The sequence below is a fragment of the Fictibacillus iocasae genome (assembly GCF_042665465.1).
GTDB classification, from domain to species: Bacteria; Bacillota; Bacilli; order Bacillales; family Fictibacillaceae; genus Fictibacillus; species Fictibacillus iocasae.
Genome location: NZ_JBHTCP010000002.1, coordinates 1 through 24378, shown reverse-complemented (window position 1 = coordinate 24378; position 24378 = coordinate 1). Strand labels below are relative to the sequence as shown.

The window sequence follows — 24378 nt, the reverse complement described above, 5'->3', positions numbered from 1 at the left end:
CTATTGGCCTTTAAACTGCGCCGGACGTTTTTCTACGAAAGCTTTCATGCCCTCTTTTTGGTCCTGTGACGAGAATAATAGGTAAAAGTTTTTTCGTTCAAACTGCATGCCATCATATGTGGAATAATCGATGGATTTATAGACTGTTTCTTTGATGAGCCTCACTGAGAGCGGCGCTTTGGCAGCGACGGTTTTGGCAAACTTAATCGCTTCGTCTAAAACGATTTCCGGTGCGAGCACACGGTTGATGACACCATATTCCAGTGCTTCTTTAGCCGTCATCGGATCACCGAGCCATAGCCATTCGAGCGCTTTTTTCTGACCCATCAGTTTCGTAAGCTTGACCGTGCCGCCAGCACCTGGCATGACGCCGAGCTTGATCTCTGGGAATCCAAACTGTGTATTCTCAGCTGCAAACAGGATATCGCAGCAAAGGGCGAGCTCGAACCCGCCTCCAAAGCAGAAGCCGTGGATGGAGCCGATGATTGGCTTGCGAATCGTCGCGAGCCTGTCCCACTCTTTAAACTGGTTCAGCAGTTCAAGCGAGATCGCATCGTCGTCTTTCATCTCGTCAATATCAGCGCCAGCCGCAAACGCGCGGCCGGTGCCTGTGAGAACGAATGCTTTCACCTCATCATCACGGTCATAGGTTTCAAAAACGTCCAGCAGCTCAGTGACCATCGGACGGTTAATCGCGTTTAACACTCTTGGTCGGTTCAACGAGATGAGGGCGATGCCGTCTGTGACAGAAACGGTAATCGTCTCATACTTACTCATTGATTTCCTCACCGATCATGAGTGTAACAAGCTCACCTGCAAACGACATCAAGTCTTTGCCGGAAGCTTTACCTTCATCTGATTTCATCGCAGCCTTCAGCGACTCGTGGTCGTCATAATACATCTCGCAAAGCACATGATAATCGCTTTTACCCATCGGCGAACCAACAATCTTCGTCACTTCCATCTTACGGAGCCCCGGAATCTTTTTCGTAATGTCTGTATGGTGTCCAAAATAATGCTCATCAAACGCCGCAACATCCTCAGGCGTTTTGTACAATGCGATTAATTTTACCAAGATAATCAGCTCCTAATAGTATTTTAGTTTTACAGGAAGGTGCATAGATGCTGTTGATTTCCGTTTCAGGTGCACGCTTATCCAGAGGAGTTGGCGGTGAGCCCCAACGCTCTCCAAGCGCCATTGAAGGGTCTCACCTGTCCCACTTATCCTGCAGGATAAGGAAGGCGATGCAGCAAGACATCAAACGCAAGAAAAAGTGAACTTCTTTTTCGAGGAGTCGGCACCTTACACTCCAATCAACTTGTCAAAGATGCAAAAAAATTCAGTATTGCTTTTCTTGTTGCTAAAGAACATTTACTGATACTCACGATGACTTTCAGTGCTTACAAACGGCAGTGCCTGTGAGTCTACCAATTCGCTACTGGCTTCATGGCTTCGAAAGGATTCTTGCAAGAACGGCAGTATAGGATGCTTCGGCATGCGGTTGGGCCGAATATGTTTTCCATGGTGACATAGGCTGAGCCGCAGTATGGGCAGTCGATTGCCCATGGTTCTCCCATCACATGGTTGGCAGGAGGCGGAGCGATCCCGAACTCTTTTAGACGTTCTCTGCCCTCGGGTGTGATGCGGTCTGTCGTCCATGGCGGTGTGAACACGAATTCGACATTTGCCTCTTTGACTCCTTCTACTTTCTCAGCGGCGGCTTTTATATCACGCTCAATCATACTGAGCGCCGGGCATCCGGAGAATGTCGGGAGCACAGTGATTTTTACAATACTGCCATCCACCAACACGCTGCCGACCATTCCAAGGTCAAGAATGCTGACTGACGCTATTTCAGGATCCTTTACATGCGAAAGCGCGGACCATACGAGCTGCTCTACTTCCTTTTGCTGTTGTGACACCGTGCTTCCTCCCCTTTCTTACCAGCCTGTTTTGGGATTGGACGCGTATACTTCAGACAGCGTGGTGAGTGCCTTTGTCAAATCCTCTGTATGTTCACCCTTGCGGCCATTTCCGCGGTCCATTTTCGGCTCGCCGGGAAACGTGAGTCCCGTTTCCTTAAAGACCGCTTCCATTCGCTTCATCCAACGCTGTTTTAATACATTTTCGTCGTCGATAAAATTGGCTTTTACCATGTCAGCATAGGCAGGACCTAACGTAAGCACCCCGCCGAAATCTTGCCAAACCTTTTCAATGCCAGTGGTCATGCGGGCCTTCGCTTCATCCGTGCTCGTTACAAGCTGCTTGAACCATAGCTCCCAATGCATTAAATGGTAGTATTGCTCGGTCATGATCTTGCGTGCTGCTTCGGCCAGTGGTTCAAAATCGGAATGCCGCAGCGAATCGAGCCGGATTTGTTTGTGTACGCTGTAAAAATAATTTCGAACGACTGCGAAAGCCCAGTCATAATCGGGCTTTTCAAGGTACGTTCCAGGTCCGTTCACTTCTTCAAGAATGACAGCGTTTCTAAACTTTGATGGCTCACGGAGATGGGCGATCTCGTCTGCTTTCCCCTCTCCAAGCTGTTCGAGCAGGCGGTAATACATGGTCGCATGCCCCATCATATCCTGGCTGATCGAAGAGAATGCAACATCCTCTTCAATATGGGGGGCGAGGCCGAGCCATTCTGAACCGCGGTAGGCAAGGATAAAGTCATCGTCTGCTAGCTGATAGAGCAGCTCGATAAGTGCTCCCTTTTCATGTTCTGCTGTCACTGGGCATCTCCCCCTCCGCCGAGAATGTGCTGCTCGGTGAATTGCTCTTGATTGTATTCACGCCATTTTTTCTTCAGGTAGCCGTAGCCTTTCGTTTCTCTGTAGTCTTTGTCGAGGCGCCCCAGCATCTCGCGCTCGGACTGTGACAGACCGCGGATATTCTCACGCTTCACGACCCATATATCAGCAACGGGCTCGCGTCTGAAGAAATTTTCCTTCGCCATAATCAGCGCCATGTCTGCGTTTGGTGCGAGCAGACTGAACTGGTGCTGAAAGGCGGACTTGTCATTTTTCTTTGAAAACACTTCATATACGTTGTAAAATTCGCTTTTGTTTTCGCTCATGACGGTTTCTCCTTCTGCCTAGATCGCACGTTTCGCAGCGAGTGCGTCACGTACCCAAGCGTTGTTGTCATACGAACGGCGGCGAAGATCTAGGCGGTTTTGCGACTCCGGTCCGTTCCCTGTCACGATCTGCTTGAACTCGCCCCAGTCGACATCCTGATAGATCCACATCTGGCTTTCTTCATCAAAGCGGATCGTATCATCTGGAATCGTAAGCCCGAGTGACCAGATCCGCGGGATATATTTGGTGAAAAACTCCTGGCGCAGTTCTTCGTTCGTCTTGGCACGGATTTTATACATGATGTTTTTGTCTGCGTTCGAGTTGCCCGTTTCCTTAGCTGATTTTGGTCCGAAGAACATGATAAGCGAGGTCCACCAGCGGTTTAATGATTCCTGCAGCATATCACGCTGTTCTGGTGTCCCTTCTGCCATCGCCAGAATGATGCTCTCACCATGCTGGGCGTGGAACACTTCTTCCGCACAAATTCGTTTCAGCGCCCTCGCGTAAGGTCCGTACGAGGAATCCAGCATCATGCTCTGAGAGATGATGGCCGCCCCGTCCACTAGCCAGGCGATCATGCCCGCGTCGCCCCAAGTCGGTGCAGACATATGGAAGACGTTATGAAACTTTAATTTTCCTGAAAACAAATCCTGCATAATGTCTTCACGGTTCTTGCCGAGAGGAGCCATCAGATCCTCTGCCACACGAAGCAGCAGCTGGCCATGCCCCATCTCATCCTGCACCTTTGCCATGATGGCAAGCTTGCGGTGAAGGGACGGTGCTTTAGGCACCCACTCCTTCTCTGGAAGCGCTCCCATGATTTCCGAAATGCCATGCATGGAAATAAGGCGGATGAGCGAGATGCGGTAATCATCCGGCATCCAGTCGTCTGCCTCGATCTTTTCGCCGCGGTTGATCCGTTCCATAAAATGCTCATGCTTTTCATCTTCTGTCAGCCGGTCGTAGTCCAGCATCGATGCCATTGCATTCCCCTCCATTTATATTACGTTTATTTACCGTTATTATAATTTAACGTCATGCTATTAATCAATCGATTATACACCCATCTCTGCACGTTTATGCCTCACCACCCTGATCGCTTTACCCTCCGACCTTGGTATGGAGAGTGGCGGGTGCATATGAACCGGCATGCTGATCAAGCAGCTGTCCTTGATCGTACGGCCGATTTTCTCTTTTAAAAATGAAATGTCCGGATGAGACATATCTTGGCCGCATTGAAGAAAAAGAGGTTCCGATACTTCTACTGAAAGCTCTGCTTTCTCACGCAGCCCATCCGTGATAAGATGCACTTGATAATGCGGAACAATGCCCTCTGTCTGCAGCAGGACGTTCTCAATCTCGGAAGGAAACACGTTCACCCCGCGGATGATCAGCATGTCATCAATCCGCCCTTTTACACGCGACATTCTGATTGACGTTCTTCCGCAGCGACACGGCTCTCTTCTTAAAGACGCAATATCTCCAGTACGGTAGCGAATGATCGGAAACGCCTCTTTCGTCAAACTTGTGAACACAAGCTCCCCATACTCGCCATCAGGCACGGGCTGCAGCGTATCAGGATTGATGATTTCTGCGATGAAATGGTCATCCATAATATGCAAACCATCCTGTGCTTCGTGACATTCCATCGCGACACCCGGACCCATCACCTCACTGAGCCCGTAGATGTCCATTGCCTTTATGTTAAGCTTTTCTTCAAGCGTTGCACGCATTTCTTCCGACCATGGTTCAGCACCGAAAATGCCATATTTCAGTGAGGTCGCACGCGGGTTCTTGCCCATTTGCTCCATCTTTTCAGCAATCGTCAGTACATAGGACGGCGTCCCGCAAATCACTTGCGGCTCGAAATCCTCAATGAGAAGTATCTGGCGCTCTGTATTGCCGCCGCTGACCGGCACCGTCATCATGCCAAGCTTTTCCGAGCCATAATGTAGTCCGAGACCGCCTGTAAAAAGGCCATAACCGTATGCGTTATGAAGGATATGGCCGGGCTCTCCGCCTGCAATCGCGATCGACCGGGCCACCATCTCACTCCAGTTCTTGATGTCTGACGAGGTGTAGCCAACGACCGTCGGCTTGCCGCTCGTACCGGATGAAGCGTGAACCCGCACGATTTCTTCTTTTTTGGACGCAAACAGTCCGAACGGATAATGATTCCGCAAATCCTGTTTCGTCGTAAAAGGCAGTTTTTTTAAATATTCAAGCGATGTAATGCTGTTCGGCGAAATGCTCGCCTGATTGAACTTTTCCTTATAAAACGGGACATTTTCGTACACTCGCCATGCTGTTTGCTGCAGTCGTATCAACTGCAGCCGGTCCTTTTCCTCAGCTTCCATACATTCCATCTCTGGAGAAAAAATCATGACAGTCCTCCTGACATCATTTTATGTAAGCGCTTGCATATTGGAGTAAAAAATATAACGGATTTTTATCGACCGTCCTCATTTCTGTGATATTGTTTTTAGAATATAAAAAATAGATAGAAAAGTCAATGTGTTCAAATCTCCTCTTAACTATTAGGTAAGCATTAAGAAAACTTGTCTGACACCATGCCTTTAAGTCAGCCTTAGTTGCCCTTACACTTTTCTCCTAAACTTTTCGACTGCGTCGAATGACTTCACTGTTAAAAAGTTATACTTTCCTAAAGTATAAAAAAAGAACCCCCGAAAGGATTCTTGTTACTGTTAATATAGAAGATCAAGGAACTCATCACGCGATACGTTGCCAAAATACTGCGTCAGGTCCACTTGCTCGAGTGCTTTTTCGATATCATTTCGTTCGTATCGTGTGTTGACGAGCTTTTCTTCGATTTCAGCCACATCGCCGACTCCGAAAAAGTCGCCGTAAATCTTGCATTCACGAATAATCCCTTTTTCAATGTGAAGACGGATATCGACTGATCCTGCTGCAAAACGGTTAGACAGCTCCACATTAAATTTCGGTGACTTTCCGTAGTTCCAGTCCCAATTCGCATAGCGGTCTCTTGAAATCTCGCGGATTTTCTCCCAATCGCTTTCTGTCAGTTCATATCGAGGAATCTCTTCAAACTCTTCAAACAAATAGTGAAGAAGAATCTGCTTGAATTCTTCCATCTCTAAGTCTTCTGAAAGATGCTCCCGTATGTTCGTCACACGGCTGCGAATGGATTTAATGCCTTTGGACTCGATCTTGTCTTGGCGGACTTTCAATGCGCTCACGACATTCTCAATTTCCGAATCAAACAGCAGTGTTCCATGGCTGAACATGCGCCCCTTTGTAGAGAACTGTGCATTGCCGGAGATTTTCTTGCCTTCAGCTAAAATATCGTTACGGCCGCTGAGTTCTGCTTTAACGCCTAGCTTTTCTAGTGCCTTTACGACAGGATCCGTAAACTTTTTGAAATCATGAAACGAGTTTCCGTCGTCTTTCGTAATAAAGCTGAAGTTCAGATTGCCGTGATCATGGTACACCGCGCCTCCGCCGGAAAGCCTGCGTACAACGTGAATCGCGTTTTCACGCACATACTCTGAATTAATTTCTTCAATTGTGTTTTGATTTTTGCCAATAATAATAGAAGGTTCGTTAATGTAAAAAAGCAGGTACGTTTCATTGATATCAAGATGCTTGAGCGCGAATTCCTCTATGGCGAGGTTAACCCGCGGATCGGTAATGTTCTCATTATCTATAAAAAGCATGTGTTACTTCTCCTTTTTCTCCCCTAGTCAAAGCCCCCAAGTCCAGCCGGACCGTGCAAGCTCCACTTTACCGTTATACACCTCTTTCGCCTCTGTGACAAGATTCTTGTTTTCTCCAAAATGAGCAAGATGTGTCAATAGAAGATGAGGCACACCGGATTCTGATGCCAACGTTCCGCAATCGATGGAATTCATGTGTCCCGGACCGCTTCCATCCATCCCTTTGTAGAAGTTGCACTCGGCGAATAAAAGTTCTGCACCACTGCTGAAATGAGCTAATTCTGGTATGTATGCGGTGTCTGCGGTGTACACTATCGAAGTTTCCCCATCACTGATACGCATGGCATAGCAGACCGCTGCATGCTTCGTTTTCTGGAACGTGATGGTGAAAGGTCCGACAATTAAAGCGGCTTCTGGATCATATGCGATGCCTTTCGTGCTCTGCTGGTACGTGAGCTTGTCGAAGCCTCTCTTGTCCTCTGCATGTCCGTAAATCGGCAGGACTGACATGTTTTCTGTTAAGAAGCTTTGAATATAGCGGCAGTACTGCAGCACGCCGATATCGGCAACATGATCCGCGTGATAGTGTGAGAGGATTACCGCATTCAGCTCTTGCGGATTAATGTATTTCTGCAGCTGTGACAGTACGCCGCTGCCGCAGTCGATAAGCAGGTTAAAGCCGTCTTTTTGCAGCAAGTAGCCACTTGTTGCTTCTCCGGCTGCTGGATAGCCTCCCCAATGGCCGATGACGGTTAGTTTCATAGGAAATGCGCCTCCTTAGTCGTTCTGGTTACAGTGTACCCGAAATGGACAAATAGAAAAAATATTTATGCATTGAAAAAAACTTGCCTAGCAGTCAGCCAGACAAGCCTTTCATCAACTATTCTTTCACTGCCCCGCTTGTAAGTCCAGATACAATCCTTCTCTGAAACAGCAATACCATGATGACGAGCGGTACGGTCACGATAACGGTGGCTGCGGTAATCTCTCCCCATGGAATCGTGAACTGGCCTTCGAACATCGCGATTCCGACAGGGACGGTTTTGTACGCATCATCCGTGTTTATCGTGAGCGCGAACAGAAACTCGTTCCATGCGGCGATAAAGACGAGAATCGCGGTTGTGAAGATACCGGGCACGGCTAGTGGAAAGATGACACGCCAGAATGTCTGCATGAGCGTCGCTCCGTCCATTTTTGCCGCCTCTTCCAGGTCACTTGGAATCTTGCGGAAGAACGTAACTAGAATCCAGATCGACAATGGCAATGTAAACGTTGTATACGGGATGATGAGCCCCAAGTAGCTGTTTGTCAGCCCAAGATTCTTCAGGAAAATGTAAATCGGCGAGATGGTCGCGATCTGCGGGAACATCGAAACCGAAAGTACCAGACCGAGAATGATGGTTTTCCCTTTAAACTTTAATCGTGCGATCGCGTATGCCGCGAACGAGGCAACAAAGACTGTATAGATTGTCGTAATGCTCGCTACGACAAAGCTATTCCATAAATACTTGCCAAAAGGATAGTTCGTGAAAACAGACTCATAGTTGGAAAGTGTCGGATTCGACGTGAACGGGTTGAATGCATGTGCCCCGAACAGTTCCCCGATCGGCTTGATGGAGCTCGCGAGCATCCAAAGAAACGGGAACATGACGAGAAAGACGAACACCGCAAGAAATAGATAAAAGAATGGACCGGCTTTTTTGTTCATTTTGCTTCACTCCTTTGCACGTTTCTCATTATTTGTCGTTAAGCAGATCACGGCCTAAAAATTTTATAAAGATCATGGAGATCATGGCCACACAGATAAAGACAATAACGGAAAGTGCGGACCCATCTCCAAAGTTGGACTGTTCGAACATTACTTTATACGCTAGTGAAGAGATCGTTTCTGTCGAGCTTGCCGGGCCGCCCCCCGTAAGGACGAATACGAGGTCAAACACTCGGAACGCATCGAGTGTACGGAACAGCAGCGCAACGAGAATGCTGGATTTCAGAAGCGGCAGCGTGATCGTCGTAAACTGCTTCCATTTGGTCGCGCCGTCAATCGATGCGGCTTCATATAGTGATGAAGGGATCGTCTGGAGCCCTGCGAGCAGCAGGAGCGCCATATATGGTGTGGTCTTCCAAACGTCTGCGAAAACGACCGAAAACATCGCCCAATTACCGCTCGTTAACAGGTCCGTCATGTTGTCGATCAGTCCGACTTGTTCGAACAGCTTAGCAACGATCCCATTCTGTCCGTCATAAAGGTATTTCCACATAAGGGCAGACACGGCGGTTGGAATCGCCCATGGAATCAAAATCGTTGCACGAACGAGTCCTCTGCCGAAAAACGCTTTGTTAATCAATAGGGCGATGCAAAGACCGAGGACGAGCTCTACGAATACAGATATCACACTGAAAATCGTCGTGTTCTTCAATGCGAGCCACATCCGTTTATCAGAAAGCTTGTCTGTGTAATGATCAAGGCCGATGAAGTTTGGCTTGAGGACGGCTTCATCCAGTGATGACGCAAGTCCAAGGACATCTTCTTCGTTTTTAAGTCCTTTGATCTCCTTAGCCTGCACGTTTATATCTTTGATTGTCTTTTCAAGCTTCAAGGCGGCTTCTTTATCAATTTCCGCTTTAGCGAGCTCCTCGTCGACCGGTTTCATGACCATGAGCAGCTTGTCGACTTGCTCATATTTTTCGCGTACGCCATCGTCCTGTTTCAATTCTTTATCTGCTTCTTGCAGCTCCTTTTTCAGCGTTTCAAGCTTTGTTTGTGAGTCTGCAGGCGCGTCCTCTATTTCCTCATCGAGCAAGTTGATGAGAAACGGATAGTTATCCAAGTATTTATGCAGATCGACTTGATAGGAGATATGTGCCGCATTCTTTTGCGGATTGTTTAATTTCAAGTCAAACATGCTGTAATAAAATGACTGCAGAACCGGCCATATCGCAATCGCTAGAATTAAAAGGAGAGCAGGCGTGACGAGCAAATAACCCGCTTGGCTTTCACTATGTTTTTTCTTTTTCTTCTTCGCCGTCTCAGATTGTACTCTCTTGTCTGAAAGTTGCGGATCCATCTTCTTCATCTCCTTACTTAATGGAATGCAATCGATGGATGGGCGCATGTGTTCATCCATCCATTGCATTCATAATAGGTGTGGAATCGATACCATAGCATAAGCGTCATAAGCCCTCATTCGGTTAAAAATGAAGGCTTATGCAGCAATCAAGTTTGTTCTATTACTTTACAAGCTTAGAAGAAATTTCTTTTTGCATGTTTTCTGCTGCTTCTTCTGCAGTAATGTCACCAGCGATCGCCTTTGAAATCTGCTGCTGGATGATATCAGAGATTTCCGGATAGTTCGGTGCGACCGGACGGGAAACCGCTGCTTCAAGTGCGTTTACAAAGCCTTCTTCTTTAAAGTACGGGTTTGCTTCTAGAATTTCTTCGTCCTCATAAAGAGCCAAAAGTGTCGGCGCATGTCCGCCTTTGATCGCATCAATTTTCTGCCCTTCAGCACCTGTCATGAATTTCAAGAAAGTCCAAGCTTCTTCCGGGTGCTTCGTGTTCTTGTTGATTCCTGCCATCCAGCCGCCTAGTGCCGCAGCCGATCCCGCATCACCAGCAGGAAGTGGTGCTACGCCTACCTTGCCGACAATTTTGGACTGTGATTTGTCGTTAGCAAGGGCGAACTGATATGGCCAGTTGCGGATAAGAGCAGACTGTCCGTTAATGAACGCTGTGTGAGATTCTGGCTCAGCAAAAGTTGTCACGTTTGCAGGTACCACGTCAGAGTTCGCGATCTCCACCATCTTTTTGATCCCTTTAACCGATTCAGGAGAGTTCACCTTGACTTCGCCGTTCTCGTCGATAATCTTACCACCGTAAGAGGCGATAAATTCAACTGCGTTACACACAAGCCCTTCATATTGCTTCGCCTGCATCAAGTAGCCGAACTCTGTGCCGCCTTGCCCCTTTGAAGCTTTCGCTGTCGCTAACAGTTCATCCCATGTTTTCGGCACTTTCGCGCTGTCTACTAGATCGGTGCGGTAGAAAAGCATCCCTGCATCAATGAACTTCGGAAGTGCCCACTGCTTGCCTTTAAATTTCGAAGCAGAAAGGGCTCCTTGGTTGTATTCATCAAGCTTTACGCCGTCTTTCTCAATGAAACGATCAAGCGGCATAAGATAGCCCGCCTGAGCAAACTCCGCCGGCCAGATAACATCAAGGTCGATGACGTCCATTTCCGTTGAGTTTGCGTTGAACGACGTCAAGTACTGGGCATGCTGCTTGCCTGTATCAGCAGGCATCTCCTTGAACTCGACATCAATGTTCGGATACTTCTTTTCGAACGCTTCAACCATCGCTTTTGTTCCTTGTGTATCGTCCTTACCGCGTGCGTAGACGATCTTCACCTTTTCATCTTTTCCGCCTTCCTTTGTCCCTCCTGTTTCACTTTTATCATCTGAACAAGCCGCAAGAACAAGAGAAAGCGCAAGTGATGCACTGATTACTTTAGACATCTTTTTTAACTGTTTCATGGTTATCCCCCTGCTACTCTGATTTTTGTAAACGGTTTCAATTATCGATACGTTTCCTTTACGTTGAGGAGCGCTGAATGATCTTTAGCGGTAATTCCGTTCTCTTCCTGCGCTGCGGCCGCTTGCTTAGAATCTCTTCAATCATCTTTTCCATAGCCAGCCTGCCAATGGTATCAATCGGCTGCTCAACAGTGGTCAGATCCATCAGTTCAGCGAGCGGCTGATTATCAAACCCGATAATGGCCAGATCGTCGGGCACCCGCCAGCCTGCCTTTTTCGCTGCCTTCGCGATGCCTGCCGCTACCTCATCACTCCCAGTGAAGACGGAATCAGGCTTATTGTCCTGGCTTTCAATGATTGAGAAAATCCTCATGCCGTCACTTACGCTGTAAGCGCTGTCATAATACCATTCAGGATACACCGGCAAACCTGCTTCTTTCATCGCCTTTAAATATCCGATTCGTCTGTCGCCAGCCACACGAGAGCTTTTATGGTTACCCGAACAATAGCCGATTCTTTTGTACCCTTGGCTGATTAAGTGCTTCGTCCCTATGTATCCGCCTTCTACTTGATCCAAATGAATGACCGGCACCTCAGCCTCATCACTGTATTCATTGCAGAGTACAATCGGCCCGTAGGCTAGGTAAGGCTTGATGTCATCCCAATTGTTTTCAATAGAAGTGAGTACAAGGCCATCGACTTGCTTTGTGCGGAGCAGCTCAAGGTAAAAGAGCTCCTGCTTTTTCTTGTACCTTGTTTGGCATAAAATAAGCTGGTATCCTTTTTGAGCGGCGGCATTTTCCATCGATTCGACAAGTTGGCTGAAAAAAGGGTTGGTGATGCGCGGAACATACACTGCGATTGTCTCCGTCGCTTGTTTCCTCAGCCTTTGTGCAGAAGAATTCGGAACATAGTTCAGCTCTTCCATCGCTTTGGTGACGAGCCTTTTCTTTTCCTCTGCTACGTATGGGTGATCGTTGATGACCCGTGATACGGTCGTTCTTGACAAGCCGGCTAGCTTTGCCACATCCTGAATGGTCGCCATTCTACGTCTCCTCTGCCGTGTTTCACCTGTGAAACTTTTTGTGGAATCGAATTCATGAAATCGTTTTCATAAATCGAGTATAATCCAGCGCCCGCTGTTTGGTCAAATCTTTTTTCTGAAAATTTAAACTGAATAACTGAAGGAATTACAGCAAAATAAAGCGAAAACTGTTGTATAGTTAAAAAGAAAACTTGGCTGACGCCATGGCTTTAATTCAGCCTTAGTTGCCCTTATACTTTTTTTCTAAACTATTTGATTTCGTCTAACTTCTATTATGTTAAAAAGGTACTTGTTTATTGAGCAAGAAAGGAGCACCACGGAATGATTACTGTGAAAAACTTAAAAAAAGCGTTTGGCGAATTAGAGGTTCTAAAGGATATCAATGCCGAAATTAAACACAAAGAGGTAGTCTGTGTGATCGGTCCATCCGGTTCTGGAAAAAGTACGTTTCTACGCTGTCTGAACAAATTAGAAGATATTACCGGAGGTCATGTACTTATTGAAGGCGTGGACTTAACCGATCCTAAAGTGAACATAAACAAAGTACGTGAAGACGTAGGGATGGTGTTTCAGCAGTTCAACCTGTTTCCGCACAAAACAGTGCTTGAAAACGTGACGCTCGCACCCACTCAAGTCCGCGGCATGGAGAAGAGTGCGGCACGCGAAAAAGCGCTATCGCTTCTTGCTAAAGTAGGTCTGAAGGATAAGGCTGACAGCTACCCTTCCCAGCTGTCAGGCGGCCAAAAACAGCGGGTAGCCATCGCCCGCGCCTTGGCGATGGATCCTAAAATTATGCTATTCGATGAACCAACGAGTGCACTTGACCCAGAGATGGTAGGTGAGGTGCTCGAGGTTATGAAACAGCTCGCAAAAGAAGGCATGACTATGGTGGTTGTTACACACGAAATGGGCTTTGCGCGTGAGGTTGGAGACCGCGTATTCTTTATGGACGGCGGGTACATCGTTGAAGAAAACGTTCCATCGGAGCTTTTTGGCAACCCGCAGCACGAACGCACAAAATCGTTTCTTAGCAAGGTCCTTTAAACAAGTCAGGGGTCCGGTACCTCAAGAGGAGATGCCCGCTATAGCGGCTTTTCTCTTGGTTGGTACCGGACCCCTTCATTTATTTTATAAGTCCCTTCTTTTTTAGGAAATCCTGCGCAACCTTACGCGGATCCTCTTTATCTAGATCGACTCTGGCGTTCATTTCCGCCATTTCCTTTTCTGAAATTTTCCCGCCAAGCTCATTCAATACCTTCTCCAGCTTCGGGTACTTTTTCAGCGTATCGCCCCTTACAATCGGAGCCGCATAATAAGGCGGGAAGAATTTCTTATCATCCTTAAGCGTCTGCAGGTTAAAGCGGACAATTCGTCCGTCTGTTGTGTAGGCTGGAATCGCATCAACCTTTCCATCCTTAACAGCCGAATACATTAAGTTAGGATCTAGGCTCTTCTTGTCCTTAAAGTTCAGGCTGTATTTTTCCACAAATGGCGTATATCCATCTTCACGCTCATAAAACTCTGTCGGTCCGCCGAACGTCAGCTGATTTGATTTTGGTGCAAGCTCAGAGATCGTCTTCGCGTTCATTTTCTTGCCGACGGCTGGGTTCAGTGCAAGAGCGTAGGTGTTTTCAAAACCTAGAGGCTTCGTCCACACTAGATTGTACTCCTTCTTATAACCAGCTTTTACTTTTTCGTAAATTTCGTCCGGCTTCATGCTAGGGTCATATGTTTCTTTTAATATCGTTAAATAACCCGTACCGGTGTACTCGACATAAAGGTCAATATCACCTTTTTTGATCGCTTCTGTCAGGATCGGCACCTCCCCAATCCCTTCTTTCACGGTAACGGGGTAATCAGTTTTTGCTTCTACATACTCAGAAATGATGTAAGGCAGGATATATTGCTCTGTCCACTTTTTACCCGAAATAACGATCGCATCATCGCCTGCGCCTCCTCTAAGTGTAAAGAAAAGCACCGCTGCCACTATAGGCAATCCCACGAATAACGGCAGCTTCCAAGCGGATTTTTTTTTCGCCCTTGGCTCAGTTGCTACTTCAATTTGTCTCAAAATGAGGTCAAAAACGATCGCAAGCAATGCTGCAGGAATCGCACCGGCAAGAACGAGCTCGTTGCGTGTTGTCGAGAGCCCGCGGTAAATCAAGTCTCCAAGACCTCCTGCTCCAATAAAGGCAGCAAGTGTCGCGACTCCGATTGTTAAAACAGTTGCCGTTCTAAGTCCTGCCATAATAATTGGCAACGCAAGCGGAAGCTCAATAATTCTTAGAATTTGCGAGTTGGTCATACCCATCCCTCGCCCTGCTTCTACTGCAGATGAATCAACGCCCGTTATTCCTGTATATGTGTTTCTTAAAATAGGAAGGAGCGCGTACACCGTCAGTGCGATGATCGCAGTCGTATTTCCTATGCCGAATACAGGAAGAAGAAAACCAAAGAGAGCGAGACTCGGTATTGTTTGAAAAACAGCGGTCACACCTATCACAGGTTCAGCCACACTTTTTCTGCGAGAAATAAAAATGCCAAGCGGCACAGCGATCAATGCAGCGATGAGAATGGATACAAGCGATAGAAACAAATGCTGCTGTAGCCCTGTCAGAATTTCTGGCCAGCGGTTGATGAAGGTATCCTTCATAGTCATCCAGAAGTTATTCAATGCCAGCACCCCCTACTAAGGGTTTTTGCGCGCCAATATTCATGCCGGCAAGACCCCGCATCATGGTCGCCCTTGTGATTAAACCGACGAGTTTTTCGTTTTCAAGTACAGGTATGGCGTTCACTTTCTTGGTTGCGAAAATCTCCGCCACGTCGGTATAGGCGGTATCGGATGAAACCGTAATAATATCTGTCTCCATTAAGTCTGCTATCGTTTTATCTTCTTCAAAATAATGTCTTTCCAAGCGTTCAAGTGTCGTTACGCCTAGAAGCCTGCTCTGCTGGTCAGTCACAAGAAGGCTGTCTACGCCATAACGTTTCATCATCTTAAGCGCTTCTGCCAGTCCTCTGGTAGGTTTGGCTGTGACGGGATTGCGCCTCATAAGATCCGTTGCGTCTAGCACGGCATCGTTAGCGTTCAGTCGATTTTCGCCAATAAACCCTTTGACGAACTCGTTGGCAGGATGCCTTAAAATTCTTTCAGGCGTGTCAAGCTGAACGATTTCTCCACCTTGCATGATGGCAATGCGGTCGGCAATTTTTATCGCCTCATCCATATCGTGTGTAACGAAAACAATGGTCTTTTTAATCGATTCTTGAAGCTTTACGAGTTCGTCCTGAAGCTGCTCGCGGCTGATTGGGTCGAGCGCGGAGAAAGGCTCATCCATTAAGATAATCGGAGGCTCGGCTGCAAGTGCCCGCACAACTCCTACACGCTGCTGCTGTCCGCCGCTCAATTCTGCAGGATACCGGTCTTTAAACGTTTTCGGATCCAGACCGACTAGTTCAAGCAGTTCGTCTACTCTAGTTTCATAACGCTCCTTTTCCCATCCTTTGAGTTTGGGAACAATAGCAATATTCTCAGCGATCGTCAGATGAGGCAATAACCCGATCTGCTGAATTACATAGCCTATGCTGCGGCGCAGCTCAACAGGGTTCTGCTCGGCAATATCCTCACCATTTATAAGTATCGTTCCTGAAGTCGGTTCAATCAGACGGTTGATCATTCTCATCGTGGTTGTCTTGCCGCAGCCAGAAGGGCCGATCAGGGCAACAAGTTCCCCTTCTTTTATGTCAAAGTTTATATCTTTGAGCGCTTCAAATCCGTCGGGATATTTCTTTCCGACATTTTTAAATGTTATCATATCCTCTTCCTCCCTTATTCGTATTTTCCTATGCTGTTTGCCTGCACATTGGAGGATTGATACTTACTCATTCCCTTGCTAGCTTGCTTGCAAACTTGGAATATCCTGTCTTATTTTCATCTTCATTTTAAATAAATATGTATACGAGCCTATGCTGCATAGAAAAGAACGTCCTAATCACTTCACAAATTTTTAATAAAATCGCTAAAAAGCCTCCCCAGCAAACTTCTGGGGAGGCGATTCTCAAATAAATGATGATGTTACACAGCTGCTTCTGTGTTTTTCGATTTCTTAAACTGCCATGCGAAATACAGATACGTTCCGATTAAGAACATCACTGTAAATCCGATCAAGATCAAGCTGTTATCCCAAAGATAGCTGTAATCACCGCTTGAGATGGCTGCTTTAAAACCGGCAACCGTAAAGGTCATTGGCAGCACAAAACTAATTGGCTGCAGAGCATTTGGAATCAGCTCAAGCGGGAACGTCCCGGCACTCGTTGTGAGCTGCAAGATCAGGATGATGATGGCGACAAAACGTCCTGGATCTCCCATTACGGTTACAAAGAACTGAATCAATGCCAGATACGTAAAGCTTGTCAAAATGCTGAAGAGGACAAACTTTACCGTACTCGCCGGTTCAATGCCAAGTCCGAACAACAGAATAGCATCTGCAATCAGTGCCTGTACAATACCAACCGCCCCAAGGAAAACCACTTTGCTTCCGAACCAGCTGAACGCTGACTTCGGTGAACCCGCGGGATCACGCAGCGGGAACACGATAGAAAGAAGCAACGCTCCAACAAAGAGACCGAGCGAAAGGAAATATGGCGCAAATCCAGTACCATAGTTCGGAACGTCGGATTCGTTTTCTGTTTTAACATCTACAGGGGAAGCGAACATATCATACGTGCTTTCTTTTCCTTTTACTTCTCCCGTTTTTTCAGCTGCTTCGCCAAGCTTGCCTGCAAGCTCCTGGCTGCCTTCATCCAGCTTCACCTGGCCGTCTTGAATTTTTTGTACATAGCCCGTCACTTCAGTCCAGCCTGAGTTTAGCGACGCGGTTCCGCCTTGAAGGTCGTTCATTCCTTCCGCTAACTTTGAAGAGCCTGCCTGCGCTTCTCCAAGTTTTTCATGGAATGTTTGTGTTCCAGCTGCTAGCTGCTGCTCCGCTTTGGACAGTTTTTCAGCTCCTTGAACGAGCTGCTGCTGCCCTGCTGACAGTGCTCCAGCACCTTCAGCGAGCTTCGCCTGACCAGCACTGATTGTTTGACTGTTAGTTGAAATCTGCTCGGCACCGCCGCTTATTTGTGACGCACCGTCTGTAAGCTGGCTGAACCCTCCGTTCACCTGCTGGCTCGCGCCATAAAGTTTTTGAAGCTGCTGCTTCATTTGTTCGTCTGTCATTTTATCGCTGTTGGCGATCAGCTGGCTAAGGCCATTTTCGATCCCTTTTGAACCTTGAGCAACCGTATCTGCCCCTTTTTTCCATTCTGCTGTTTTGGCAGACAACGTCCCTGCACCTTCTGCCAGCTTCGCTGATCCGTCGGCAAGCTTTTGTGAGTTGGTGTTAATCGATTCGGCACCTGCCGCGGATTTTTTGAGTCCTGCTGTTAACTGAGCTGCTCCATCTGCAGCCTGCTGCTGGCCGTTTACAATTTTGTTATGGCCGTCAAGCAGCTGGCTCAGACCGCTGTTTAAATCGTTAGTTCCTTTTGCTAAAGAAACAGATCCGTCCTCAAGCTTTTGAAGAGAAGGTGATTTTTCCTTCATGCCACTAAGCAGCTTGCCCGTTCCATCTTCAGCCTGCTTGATGCCGTCATGAAGCTTATCTGCACCTTCAGCTGCTTTCTCAAGCCCGCTTCCAAGAGTGTCTACGTTCTCAAACATCGATTTTGAATAGGTCTTCGTTAATTCATTCGCCAGACTTTCTTTGATTCGATCGACGGCTGTTCCCCCGATTTGAGCCGCTAAGAAGTTAAAACTCGCGTTCGGTGTATACGTGATATCCAGCTTTTCTGGATCATCGCTCAGTACCGTCGTTGCTTTTTCTGAAAAATGCTCAGGAATGTGAATCGTCATATAATATTTATTCTGTTCCATTCCTTTTTCCGCTTCTTGCGCATTGACAAATTTCCAGTCAAACTGCGGATTATCTTTCAGCTTATCAACGAGGTCATCCCCTATTTCAAGATTCTTATCATTGTACTCCGCGCCTTTATCTTCATTCACGATGGCAACAGGGAGATCTTCCATCTTGTCGTACGGATCCCAGAATGCCCATAGAAACATGCCGCTGTACAATACCGGAATGAATAGTACAGCCAATACAGGAACCAGTATCTTTTTATTGCCGCCTACAGCCGCAAACTGCGCTTTTATGCTTTTCCACATATAACATTTACACTTCCTTTACATTTTGACCATATTAGTCATTTAGTCATTTTTAGGTAAAATTAATGACCAGAATTCAAATTCGGTCAAAAATAAAGTTAACATGATTTTGTTAGGATTGCAAACTTATTTTCCGATTCCGTTCATCACAAATGTTTCCAAGATCGTTGCCATCTCTTTTTCATTCAATGGTTCGTTGTTCTCTTCCCAGTCAAAAATAAGGGCAATATACATTTTCATCATAAGGAAAGAGGCAACATCGGTTCTAACCGGTGTAACTTCGCCTTTTTCGATCGCTTTTTCAAGTTCTTTTGAAACAAATGTCAATACGGCTGTTTCTAGCGTTCTCAGCGCTGCTTTAACGGGAGATGTGTTCAACTCGCGAAGCTCCTGAGAAAGCTTGACGGCCAGCTGGTGTGTTCTTCGCAATTCCAGGACACCTATTAGTGCTGCATGCAGATTTTCGTAAAATGAATGTTCTTCACGAAACGCTCCTTCGGCTACATGCCTCATCTCAACGACCAATCCGTTCACAATTTCATAGAACAATTCTTCCTTGTTCGAAAAGAATGTATAGATTGTCCCTTTCCCTACATTAGCAATCTTCGCGATTTGGTCAACTGTCGTCGCCTTATAGCCAAACATAGCGAACGATTTTTCAGCAGCTGTTAAAATACTTTGTCTCCTGTCCATTCGTTAAGCACCTCCTTTCCAATCCGTTTGTTCTGCTACTGGCAATGTAATAAGCACTCGAGTCCCTACCCCCAGCTGGCTCTCATACTTGAGTTTGCCGTACATTTCTTGAATAAGCCGGTACGTGATCATCGTGCCAAGGCCTGTCCCTTTTGATTTAGTCGTATAAAAAGGCAGACCAATCTGGTCGAGTTCCTCATGTGACATCCCTTTGCCGTTGTCTTCAATGACAAACGTAAAATCATGCTTTGTAGAATTGTAAAGGTAAATATGAATAACGCCTTCCCCTTCGATCGCTTCGATGCCGTTTTTGATCAGGTTGATCAAGCACTGCTTCAGCTGCTGAGCATCCGCAATGAGCGGGAAGTCGCCGATAGGCTCTAATTTTATATCCACATCATGCATAGATCCATACGGTGAGATAAGAGACTTAACATCGCTCAAGATGTCGTTGATGTCCAGCACCTCGAGCCTGGCATCGGCTGGCTTCACCATCGTTAAATAATCGGTGATGATCTTGTTCGTCCTGTCGAGTTCATCAAGCAGCAAGGGAGAGAATTCCTTAAGCTTCGTATCTTCCGTTTCTTTGCCGAGAAACTGAATCAATCCCCGTACAGTAGTGAGCGGATTGCGCACCTCATGTGCAATAGCTGCAGCCATTTGTCCTGCGACAGAAAGCTTGTCCAAGTAAGCCGTTTCTTTCAGCTGCATATTAATTGAGAACAATCGCTCTATAAGAAAAATGCATGAAAAAAAAGCGATAAAAAAACACGAGAAATACACCACATAAAATTGCATCGGAAGAAAATCCAGATACGTATAGATGAACATGGAATAAAAGAGTGAATATACAACGGCGATGAAGATCGCGGGCTGCCATCTCTTCCTCTTGCGCTCAGTAAAAAAGTTTCTATAGCACAGTGCGGTAATGATGGCAACCAGTGCCAAAACAACCCCAAGCCATGCCACTCCCCCACCAATGAACAGGCGGGCAATAATGACCATGACCGTACAAATAATACCTGGCACCCAGCCAGCATACAACGAAACGATTAGAATAGGCACGTTGCGCAAATCAAAAAAGGATTCTCTCAGCGTTTCAATGGGATAGATCATACAAGCTAATGCCCCTATACCGCTCAGCAGGCCATACATCACTTTATTTTTCAGCGATAAATCTTGGTTCGTCTGAAAAGGAGAAATCATGTTCAGCAAATGAGTGAACGCAAAGATAATGGCGATGTTGACGAAAAGTGGCTCAATAAACGTTCTCATTTGCAATCCTCCTTTTCATTTTATCTAACATAGTATACCAAAATGGTTCGCTAAAACGTGCAAAAAAACGACAAATCTCACAAGATTTGCCGTCAGCTTTTGTCCACTATGGAGTTTACCATCATTTTTGCTGAAGCAATGCAATCTGGAAGACCGACACCGTCATAAGGAGCACCAGCAACATGAACTCCTGGAAGCTGCTTTTCAAGCCTCTCTCTTAGTTCTGCTACCTTTTCCTTATGCCCCACATCGTACTGAGGCATGGACTGCACGAGCCGTGAAACAAGATAGAACTCTGGCTTCACACTGATGCCCATGGATTTCTTCAAATCAGCCAGCACCTTGTTCAAAATTACTTCGTCTTCTTCAAAAACAATATCCTGCTCATCCGCACGGCCTACATAACAGCGGATGAGCACTTTATCCTCAGGTGCCGTGTGCGGCCATTTACGGTCCGTCCAAGTGCAGGCAGTTATGGTATAGTCTTCATTGCGCGCGACAACAAAACCTGTCCCTTCGTGCTGAAGGTTGATGCTTTTCTTTGGAAAAACCATCGCAACCGTTGCGACGGAAGTCGGTGTTGTTTCGTGGAACGCGTCAGGAAGAACACGATCAGGAAGGAGTGTCTTCGTAATCGCATAAGGAGTAGTCAGGATTACCGCATCACCGCTTACAATAGATCCATCATTGAGCTCGGCGTGGAGCTTCCCGTTTTCCCCTTTTTCTAGACTCACTACTTTTTTCTCCAGCCAGACCTGCTCTTGTGGAAGTGACTTTGCCAAAGCCTCTATAAACGAAGACAACCCATGTTTTAACGTCCTGAACTGCGCTGCTTTTTTGTGCGTTTTTGATGAAGATGGCTGTAACTTCTTCATCCCTAAAATCAGGCTGCGCGATTTTTTCTCTGTTTCATGAAACTGAGGAAACGTGGCCTTTAGGCTGATCTTATCAATGTCACCAGCATAAATTCCTGAGAGCAGCGGTTCAATCAATCGTTCGACTGCTTCCGTACCTAGCCGTCTTTTGAAAAAGTGACCGACAGAGATATCGTCGTTGACGTTCTTACGCTTTGGCATAACAAGATCAGCTCCGGCACGGATTTTACCCGGCCAAGAAAAAAGCTCTGTCGTCACAAATGGCATGAGCTTAGTCGGTATGCCCATCACGGCCCCTTCCGGAATCGGATGAAGCTTATTCTCATGAAGGATATAGGCTTGTCCTGTGTTGTTCGGAACAATATCATCCTTCAGTCCGACTTTTTCAATGAGCTCGGTCATGATGGATTTGCGCGCAAGGTACGAATCTGGACCTCGCTCGATGACAAATCCGTCTTTCTCGTATGTCTCGATCTTGCCGCCAAGCCGGCTGCTTCCTTCAATAAGTGTAAAGGTGATCTGTTTGCCTGTTCTTTGTGCTTCTTCTTGAAGAAAAAAGGCAGCAGTCAACCCGGTTATGCCGCCGCCTGCAATGATGACATGCTTTCTGCTGTCTTCCATCACTGTCACTTACCTTCTTTATTTAGTGCTTTCTTGACGACCTGCGCAAGTGTATCAATAAATTCCGGTTCAGTGTTCGGCATCGGAGGACGATGATATGCCACTCCAAGCTCATCCGTCACCACTTTGCACTCATAATCGTTATCGTAAAGAACTTCTAAATGATCCGCCACAAATCCTACAGGGCAGTAAATAAAATGTTTATATTCATGTTCTTCATATAGATCTCGTGTCAGATCCTGCACGTCAGGCCCAATCCATGGTTCTGGGGTGTTGCCGGCACTTTGCCAGCCGATCGTATAGTTCGTGATTCCTGCTTCCTTGGCGATCTGGTCGGCTGTCTCCTGCAGCTGCTGAGGATACGGGTCACCGCTTTGTAAGATTTTCTCAGGCAGGCTGTGCGCAGAAAAAATAACGACCGTTTCATTCTTTTCTGGTTCCGGCAGGTCACTAAAAATATCTCGAATACCGTTCGCCCAATAGGTGATATAGCCCGGTTCATCATACCAGCTTTCAACGGAAAGGATAGAGGGTCCTTCAATCTTTGCTGTTTCATCAGCTGCGCGTCCATTATAGGACTTGACGCTGAACGTCGAGTAATGAGGAGCAAGCACGATACTCACTGCTTCTGTAATGCCGTCTTCTTTCATCTGCTGCACGGCGTCCTCGATGAACGGGTCAATATGCTTCAAGCCGAGATAGCTCTTAAACTCGCGGTCTGTGAACATCTCGTTCAACCTGTCCTGCAGCTTTTGCGCCTGCTGTTCTGTAATCTTGGCGAGCGGCGAGATGCCGCCGATCATTTCATATCGTTCAGTCAGCTCAGCAAGCTGTTCTGGTGCTGGCTTGCGGCCGCGGCGGATATGCGTATAATACGACTCTACTTCATCTAGGCTGCGCGGCGTTCCATACGCCATAACAAGCAGCCCTGTCTTTTTCTTTGTCATCATCGTCACCCCAGTTTTTTAGATGAGTACTCGTGAATAAACGTCGTAAGCTTTTTCAATACAGCAATATCCACTTGAGGGAAAATTCCCTTTCCTACGTTAAAGATAAACCCTGGCTCTTCCATTCCTTCATCCAATATTTCTTTCGCACGCTTCTCAATCACGTCCCAAGGTGCGAGCAGGATGGATGGATCAATGTTTCCTTGAAGCGCCTTTGTCACACCCATCTGGCGTGCTTCACGAGGAGAAATTCTCCAATCAAGTCCGATGACATCGATCGGAAGGTCGTTCCACTCCATGATCAAGTGGCGTGCTCCTGTTCCATATAAAATAAGCGGCACCCCTTCTTCTCTCAGCTCAGAGAAAATGCGGTGCATGACCGGCTTGATATAGGTTCGATAGTCAGCAGCGTTCAATGCGCCGACCCATGAATCAAATATTTGAAAAGCCTGTGCACCGGCAGCGATCTGTGCTTTCGCATAAGTGACCGTCATGTCACCTAGCTTGTCCATTAACAAGAACCATGTTTCAGGGTCAGAGTACATCATCGCTTTCGTGTTGTGATAATCGCGAGAAGGGCCGCCTTCTATCATATAGCTTGCCAGTGTGAAAGGAGCGCCTCCAAACGTGATCAATGGCACATCTAGCTGAGTGCGGAGAAGCTTAATCGTATCCAGCACATACGGTACGTCCTGTTCAGGAGTGATCTGGCCGAGTCGCTCTACATCTTCTCTCGTGCGGATCGGCTTATCGATGACCGGGCCAATTCCGGCTTTTATTTCGACATCAAGGCCCATTGCCGGAATCGGCGACATGATGTCTTTGTATAGAATGGCCGCATCAACCCCGTGCTGATCGACTGGAAGCTTCGTTACTTGAGCACAAAGCTCTGGCTGATGAGTAATCTCGAACAGCGAATATTTTTCCTTAATCTTACGGTATTCAGGCTGCGAACGCCCTGCCTGTCTCATGTACCAAACGGGTACAAACGCATTCTTCTCTTTACGGCACGCCTTCAAAAACTCTTGATTCATTGTCAAAACAAAACACACCTTTCTACACTATTAAAGAAAACTTGGCTGACACCAAGCCTTTAGGTCAGCCTTAGTTGCACTTATACTTTGTTCGTTAACTTCTTGACTGCGCCGAGACCCTAACCTGTTAAAAAGTTATCTATTCTTAAAGTGCAAAAAACGCTCAAAAGTCAATATCCATACACATTGTAAGGGAATTCATAAGAAAAGTATACCTTGCCGCTTTATTGTTCAAGAAATTGAGGAAATTGGTGACTTATTGTAAATAAAAACTATCATGAGCGGTCCTCTCCCAACCCCCGCATGAAAATGGGAATGCGGTGACTATACTGAAGATGACACAAACAGTTCCAGTACGTGGCTTTTTA

At 46.7% G+C, this 24378-nt stretch carries 22 protein-coding genes; 1 reads left to right on the top strand and 21 read right to left on the bottom strand.

Annotated elements, in window-relative coordinates; translation table 11 throughout:
* The 13 genes from ACFQPF_RS00115 to ACFQPF_RS00055 all read right to left on the bottom strand — a co-directional run bounded on the left by ACFQPF_RS00115 (position 1) and on the right by ACFQPF_RS00055 (position 12354).
* A complete protein-coding gene (locus ACFQPF_RS00115; protein WP_379744664.1) occupies positions 1–777 on the bottom strand; it encodes an enoyl-CoA hydratase/isomerase family protein in 777 nt (258 codons plus the stop codon).
* The gene (locus ACFQPF_RS00110) at positions 770–1075 is read right to left on the bottom strand and encodes an EthD family reductase (protein WP_379744661.1); all 306 of its coding nucleotides are present in this window, start codon (positions 1073–1075) and stop codon (positions 770–772) included. The genes ACFQPF_RS00115 and ACFQPF_RS00110 overlap by 8 nt, the downstream gene beginning before the upstream one ends.
* Positions 1076–1425: 350 nt before the next feature.
* Positions 1426–1923: a 1,2-phenylacetyl-CoA epoxidase subunit PaaD gene (gene paaD, locus ACFQPF_RS00105; protein ID WP_379744658.1), complete on the bottom strand. Its 498-nt coding sequence runs from the start codon at positions 1921–1923 to the stop codon at positions 1426–1428.
* 18 nt (positions 1924–1941) lie between these two features.
* Positions 1942–2736 (bottom strand): 1,2-phenylacetyl-CoA epoxidase subunit PaaC, encoded by a 795-nt coding sequence (gene paaC, locus ACFQPF_RS00100; protein WP_379744655.1) that lies wholly within the window; start codon positions 2734–2736, stop codon positions 1942–1944.
* Positions 2733–3080: a 1,2-phenylacetyl-CoA epoxidase subunit PaaB gene (gene paaB / locus ACFQPF_RS00095; protein ID WP_379744652.1), complete on the bottom strand. Its 348-nt coding sequence runs from the start codon at positions 3078–3080 to the stop codon at positions 2733–2735. The genes paaC and paaB overlap by 4 nt, the downstream gene beginning before the upstream one ends.
* An 18-nt stretch (positions 3081–3098) precedes the next feature.
* On the bottom strand, positions 3099–4064 hold the full coding sequence (gene paaA / locus ACFQPF_RS00090; RefSeq protein WP_379744649.1) for a 1,2-phenylacetyl-CoA epoxidase subunit PaaA: 966 nt from the start codon (positions 4062–4064) through the stop codon (positions 3099–3101).
* Positions 4065–4136: 72 nt separating this feature from the next.
* Complete coding sequence (locus ACFQPF_RS00085) at positions 4137–5462, bottom strand: phenylacetate--CoA ligase family protein (RefSeq protein WP_379745464.1); 1326 nt, start codon at positions 5460–5462, stop codon at positions 4137–4139.
* 324 nt (positions 5463–5786) lie between these two features.
* Positions 5787–6776 (bottom strand): lipoate--protein ligase, encoded by a 990-nt coding sequence (gene lplA / locus ACFQPF_RS00080; RefSeq protein WP_379744646.1) that lies wholly within the window; start codon positions 6774–6776, stop codon positions 5787–5789.
* 27 nt (positions 6777–6803) lie between these two features.
* On the bottom strand, positions 6804–7538 hold the full coding sequence (locus ACFQPF_RS00075) for an MBL fold metallo-hydrolase (protein ID WP_379744643.1): 735 nt from the start codon (positions 7536–7538) through the stop codon (positions 6804–6806).
* A 118-nt stretch (positions 7539–7656) separates the two neighbouring features.
* Entirely contained in the window at positions 7657–8484 is an 828-nt protein-coding gene (locus tag ACFQPF_RS00070) for a carbohydrate ABC transporter permease (RefSeq protein ID WP_379744640.1), read from the bottom strand.
* 28 nt (positions 8485–8512) lie between these two features.
* The gene (locus ACFQPF_RS00065; RefSeq protein WP_379744637.1) at positions 8513–9844 is read right to left on the bottom strand and encodes a carbohydrate ABC transporter permease; all 1332 of its coding nucleotides are present in this window, start codon (positions 9842–9844) and stop codon (positions 8513–8515) included.
* 163 nt (positions 9845–10007) lie between these two features.
* Positions 10008–11309 (bottom strand): ABC transporter substrate-binding protein, encoded by a 1302-nt coding sequence (locus ACFQPF_RS00060; RefSeq protein ID WP_379744634.1) that lies wholly within the window; start codon positions 11307–11309, stop codon positions 10008–10010.
* A 58-nt stretch (positions 11310–11367) separates the two neighbouring features.
* On the bottom strand, positions 11368–12354 hold the full coding sequence (locus tag ACFQPF_RS00055; RefSeq protein ID WP_379744631.1) for a LacI family DNA-binding transcriptional regulator: 987 nt from the start codon (positions 12352–12354) through the stop codon (positions 11368–11370).
* Between the two features lie 321 nt (positions 12355–12675).
* Here ACFQPF_RS00055 and ACFQPF_RS00050 point away from each other — a divergent pair, with 321 nt between their 5' ends.
* Complete coding sequence (locus ACFQPF_RS00050) at positions 12676–13398, top strand: amino acid ABC transporter ATP-binding protein (protein WP_379744628.1); 723 nt, start codon at positions 12676–12678, stop codon at positions 13396–13398.
* 79 nt (positions 13399–13477) lie between these two features.
* On the opposite strand, the gene ACFQPF_RS00045 is transcribed toward ACFQPF_RS00050, so the two are convergent.
* The 8 genes from ACFQPF_RS00045 to hemE form a co-directional block, all read right to left on the bottom strand.
* Positions 13478–15037, bottom strand: a complete 1560-nt coding sequence (locus tag ACFQPF_RS00045) for a glycine betaine ABC transporter substrate-binding protein (RefSeq protein WP_379744625.1) — start codon at positions 15035–15037, stop codon at positions 13478–13480.
* Complete coding sequence (locus ACFQPF_RS00040) at positions 15021–16172, bottom strand: ABC transporter ATP-binding protein (RefSeq protein WP_379744622.1); 1152 nt, start codon at positions 16170–16172, stop codon at positions 15021–15023. The genes ACFQPF_RS00045 and ACFQPF_RS00040 overlap by 17 nt, the downstream gene beginning before the upstream one ends.
* 260 nt (positions 16173–16432) lie before the next feature.
* Entirely contained in the window at positions 16433–18565 is a 2133-nt protein-coding gene (locus ACFQPF_RS00035) for a YhgE/Pip family protein (RefSeq protein ID WP_379744619.1), read from the bottom strand.
* A gap of 126 nt (positions 18566–18691) precedes the next feature.
* Positions 18692–19258 (bottom strand): TetR/AcrR family transcriptional regulator, encoded by a 567-nt coding sequence (locus ACFQPF_RS00030; RefSeq protein ID WP_379744616.1) that lies wholly within the window; start codon positions 19256–19258, stop codon positions 18692–18694.
* A gap of 3 nt (positions 19259–19261) precedes the next feature.
* Positions 19262–20533: an ATP-binding protein gene (locus tag ACFQPF_RS00025; protein ID WP_379744612.1), complete on the bottom strand. Its 1272-nt coding sequence runs from the start codon at positions 20531–20533 to the stop codon at positions 19262–19264.
* Between the two features lie 92 nt (positions 20534–20625).
* The gene (gene hemY / locus ACFQPF_RS00020; RefSeq protein WP_379744609.1) at positions 20626–22029 is read right to left on the bottom strand and encodes a protoporphyrinogen oxidase; all 1404 of its coding nucleotides are present in this window, start codon (positions 22027–22029) and stop codon (positions 20626–20628) included.
* A gap of 5 nt (positions 22030–22034) precedes the next feature.
* Entirely contained in the window at positions 22035–22976 is a 942-nt protein-coding gene (gene hemH, locus ACFQPF_RS00015) for a ferrochelatase (RefSeq protein WP_379745461.1), read from the bottom strand.
* A gap of 5 nt (positions 22977–22981) precedes the next feature.
* Positions 22982–24010, bottom strand: a complete 1029-nt coding sequence (gene hemE / locus ACFQPF_RS00010) for a uroporphyrinogen decarboxylase (protein WP_379745458.1) — start codon at positions 24008–24010, stop codon at positions 22982–22984.
* Positions 24011–24378: the final 368 nt, after the last annotated feature.

What these genes read in the sequence shown, in the direction of transcription:
- lplA (WP_379744646.1), bottom strand. Translation starts at nt 6,776, where the DNA reads ATGCTTTTTATAGATAATGAGAACATTACCGATCCGCGGGTTAACCTC.
- hemE (WP_379745458.1), bottom strand. Translation starts at nt 24,010, where the DNA reads ATGAATCAAGAGTTTTTGAAGGCGTGCCGTAAAGAGAAGAATGCGTTT.
- paaB (WP_379744652.1), bottom strand. Translation starts at nt 3,080, where the DNA reads ATGAGCGAAAACAAAAGCGAATTTTACAACGTATATGAAGTGTTTTCA.
- ACFQPF_RS00035 (WP_379744619.1), bottom strand. Translation starts at nt 18,565, where the DNA reads ATGTGGAAAAGCATAAAAGCGCAGTTTGCGGCTGTAGGCGGCAATAAA.
- ACFQPF_RS00055 (WP_379744631.1), bottom strand. Translation starts at nt 12,354, where the DNA reads ATGGCGACCATTCAGGATGTGGCAAAGCTAGCCGGCTTGTCAAGAACG.
- paaA (WP_379744649.1), bottom strand. Translation starts at nt 4,064, where the DNA reads ATGGCATCGATGCTGGACTACGACCGGCTGACAGAAGATGAAAAGCAT.
- ACFQPF_RS00115 (WP_379744664.1), bottom strand. Translation starts at nt 777, where the DNA reads ATGAGTAAGTATGAGACGATTACCGTTTCTGTCACAGACGGCATCGCC.
- hemY (WP_379744609.1), bottom strand. Translation starts at nt 22,029, where the DNA reads ATGGAAGACAGCAGAAAGCATGTCATCATTGCAGGCGGCGGCATAACC.
- ACFQPF_RS00070 (WP_379744640.1), bottom strand. Translation starts at nt 8,484, where the DNA reads ATGAACAAAAAAGCCGGTCCATTCTTTTATCTATTTCTTGCGGTGTTC.
- ACFQPF_RS00030 (WP_379744616.1), bottom strand. Translation starts at nt 19,258, where the DNA reads ATGGACAGGAGACAAAGTATTTTAACAGCTGCTGAAAAATCGTTCGCT.
- ACFQPF_RS00040 (WP_379744622.1), bottom strand. Translation starts at nt 16,172, where the DNA reads ATGATAACATTTAAAAATGTCGGAAAGAAATATCCCGACGGATTTGAA.
- ACFQPF_RS00050 (WP_379744628.1), top strand. Translation starts at nt 12,676, where the DNA reads ATGATTACTGTGAAAAACTTAAAAAAAGCGTTTGGCGAATTAGAGGTT.
- ACFQPF_RS00025 (WP_379744612.1), bottom strand. Translation starts at nt 20,533, where the DNA reads ATGAGAACGTTTATTGAGCCACTTTTCGTCAACATCGCCATTATCTTT.
- ACFQPF_RS00075 (WP_379744643.1), bottom strand. Translation starts at nt 7,538, where the DNA reads ATGAAACTAACCGTCATCGGCCATTGGGGAGGCTATCCAGCAGCCGGA.
- hemH (WP_379745461.1), bottom strand. Translation starts at nt 22,976, where the DNA reads ATGACAAAGAAAAAGACAGGGCTGCTTGTTATGGCGTATGGAACGCCG.
- ACFQPF_RS00060 (WP_379744634.1), bottom strand. Translation starts at nt 11,309, where the DNA reads ATGAAACAGTTAAAAAAGATGTCTAAAGTAATCAGTGCATCACTTGCG.
- ACFQPF_RS00065 (WP_379744637.1), bottom strand. Translation starts at nt 9,844, where the DNA reads ATGGATCCGCAACTTTCAGACAAGAGAGTACAATCTGAGACGGCGAAG.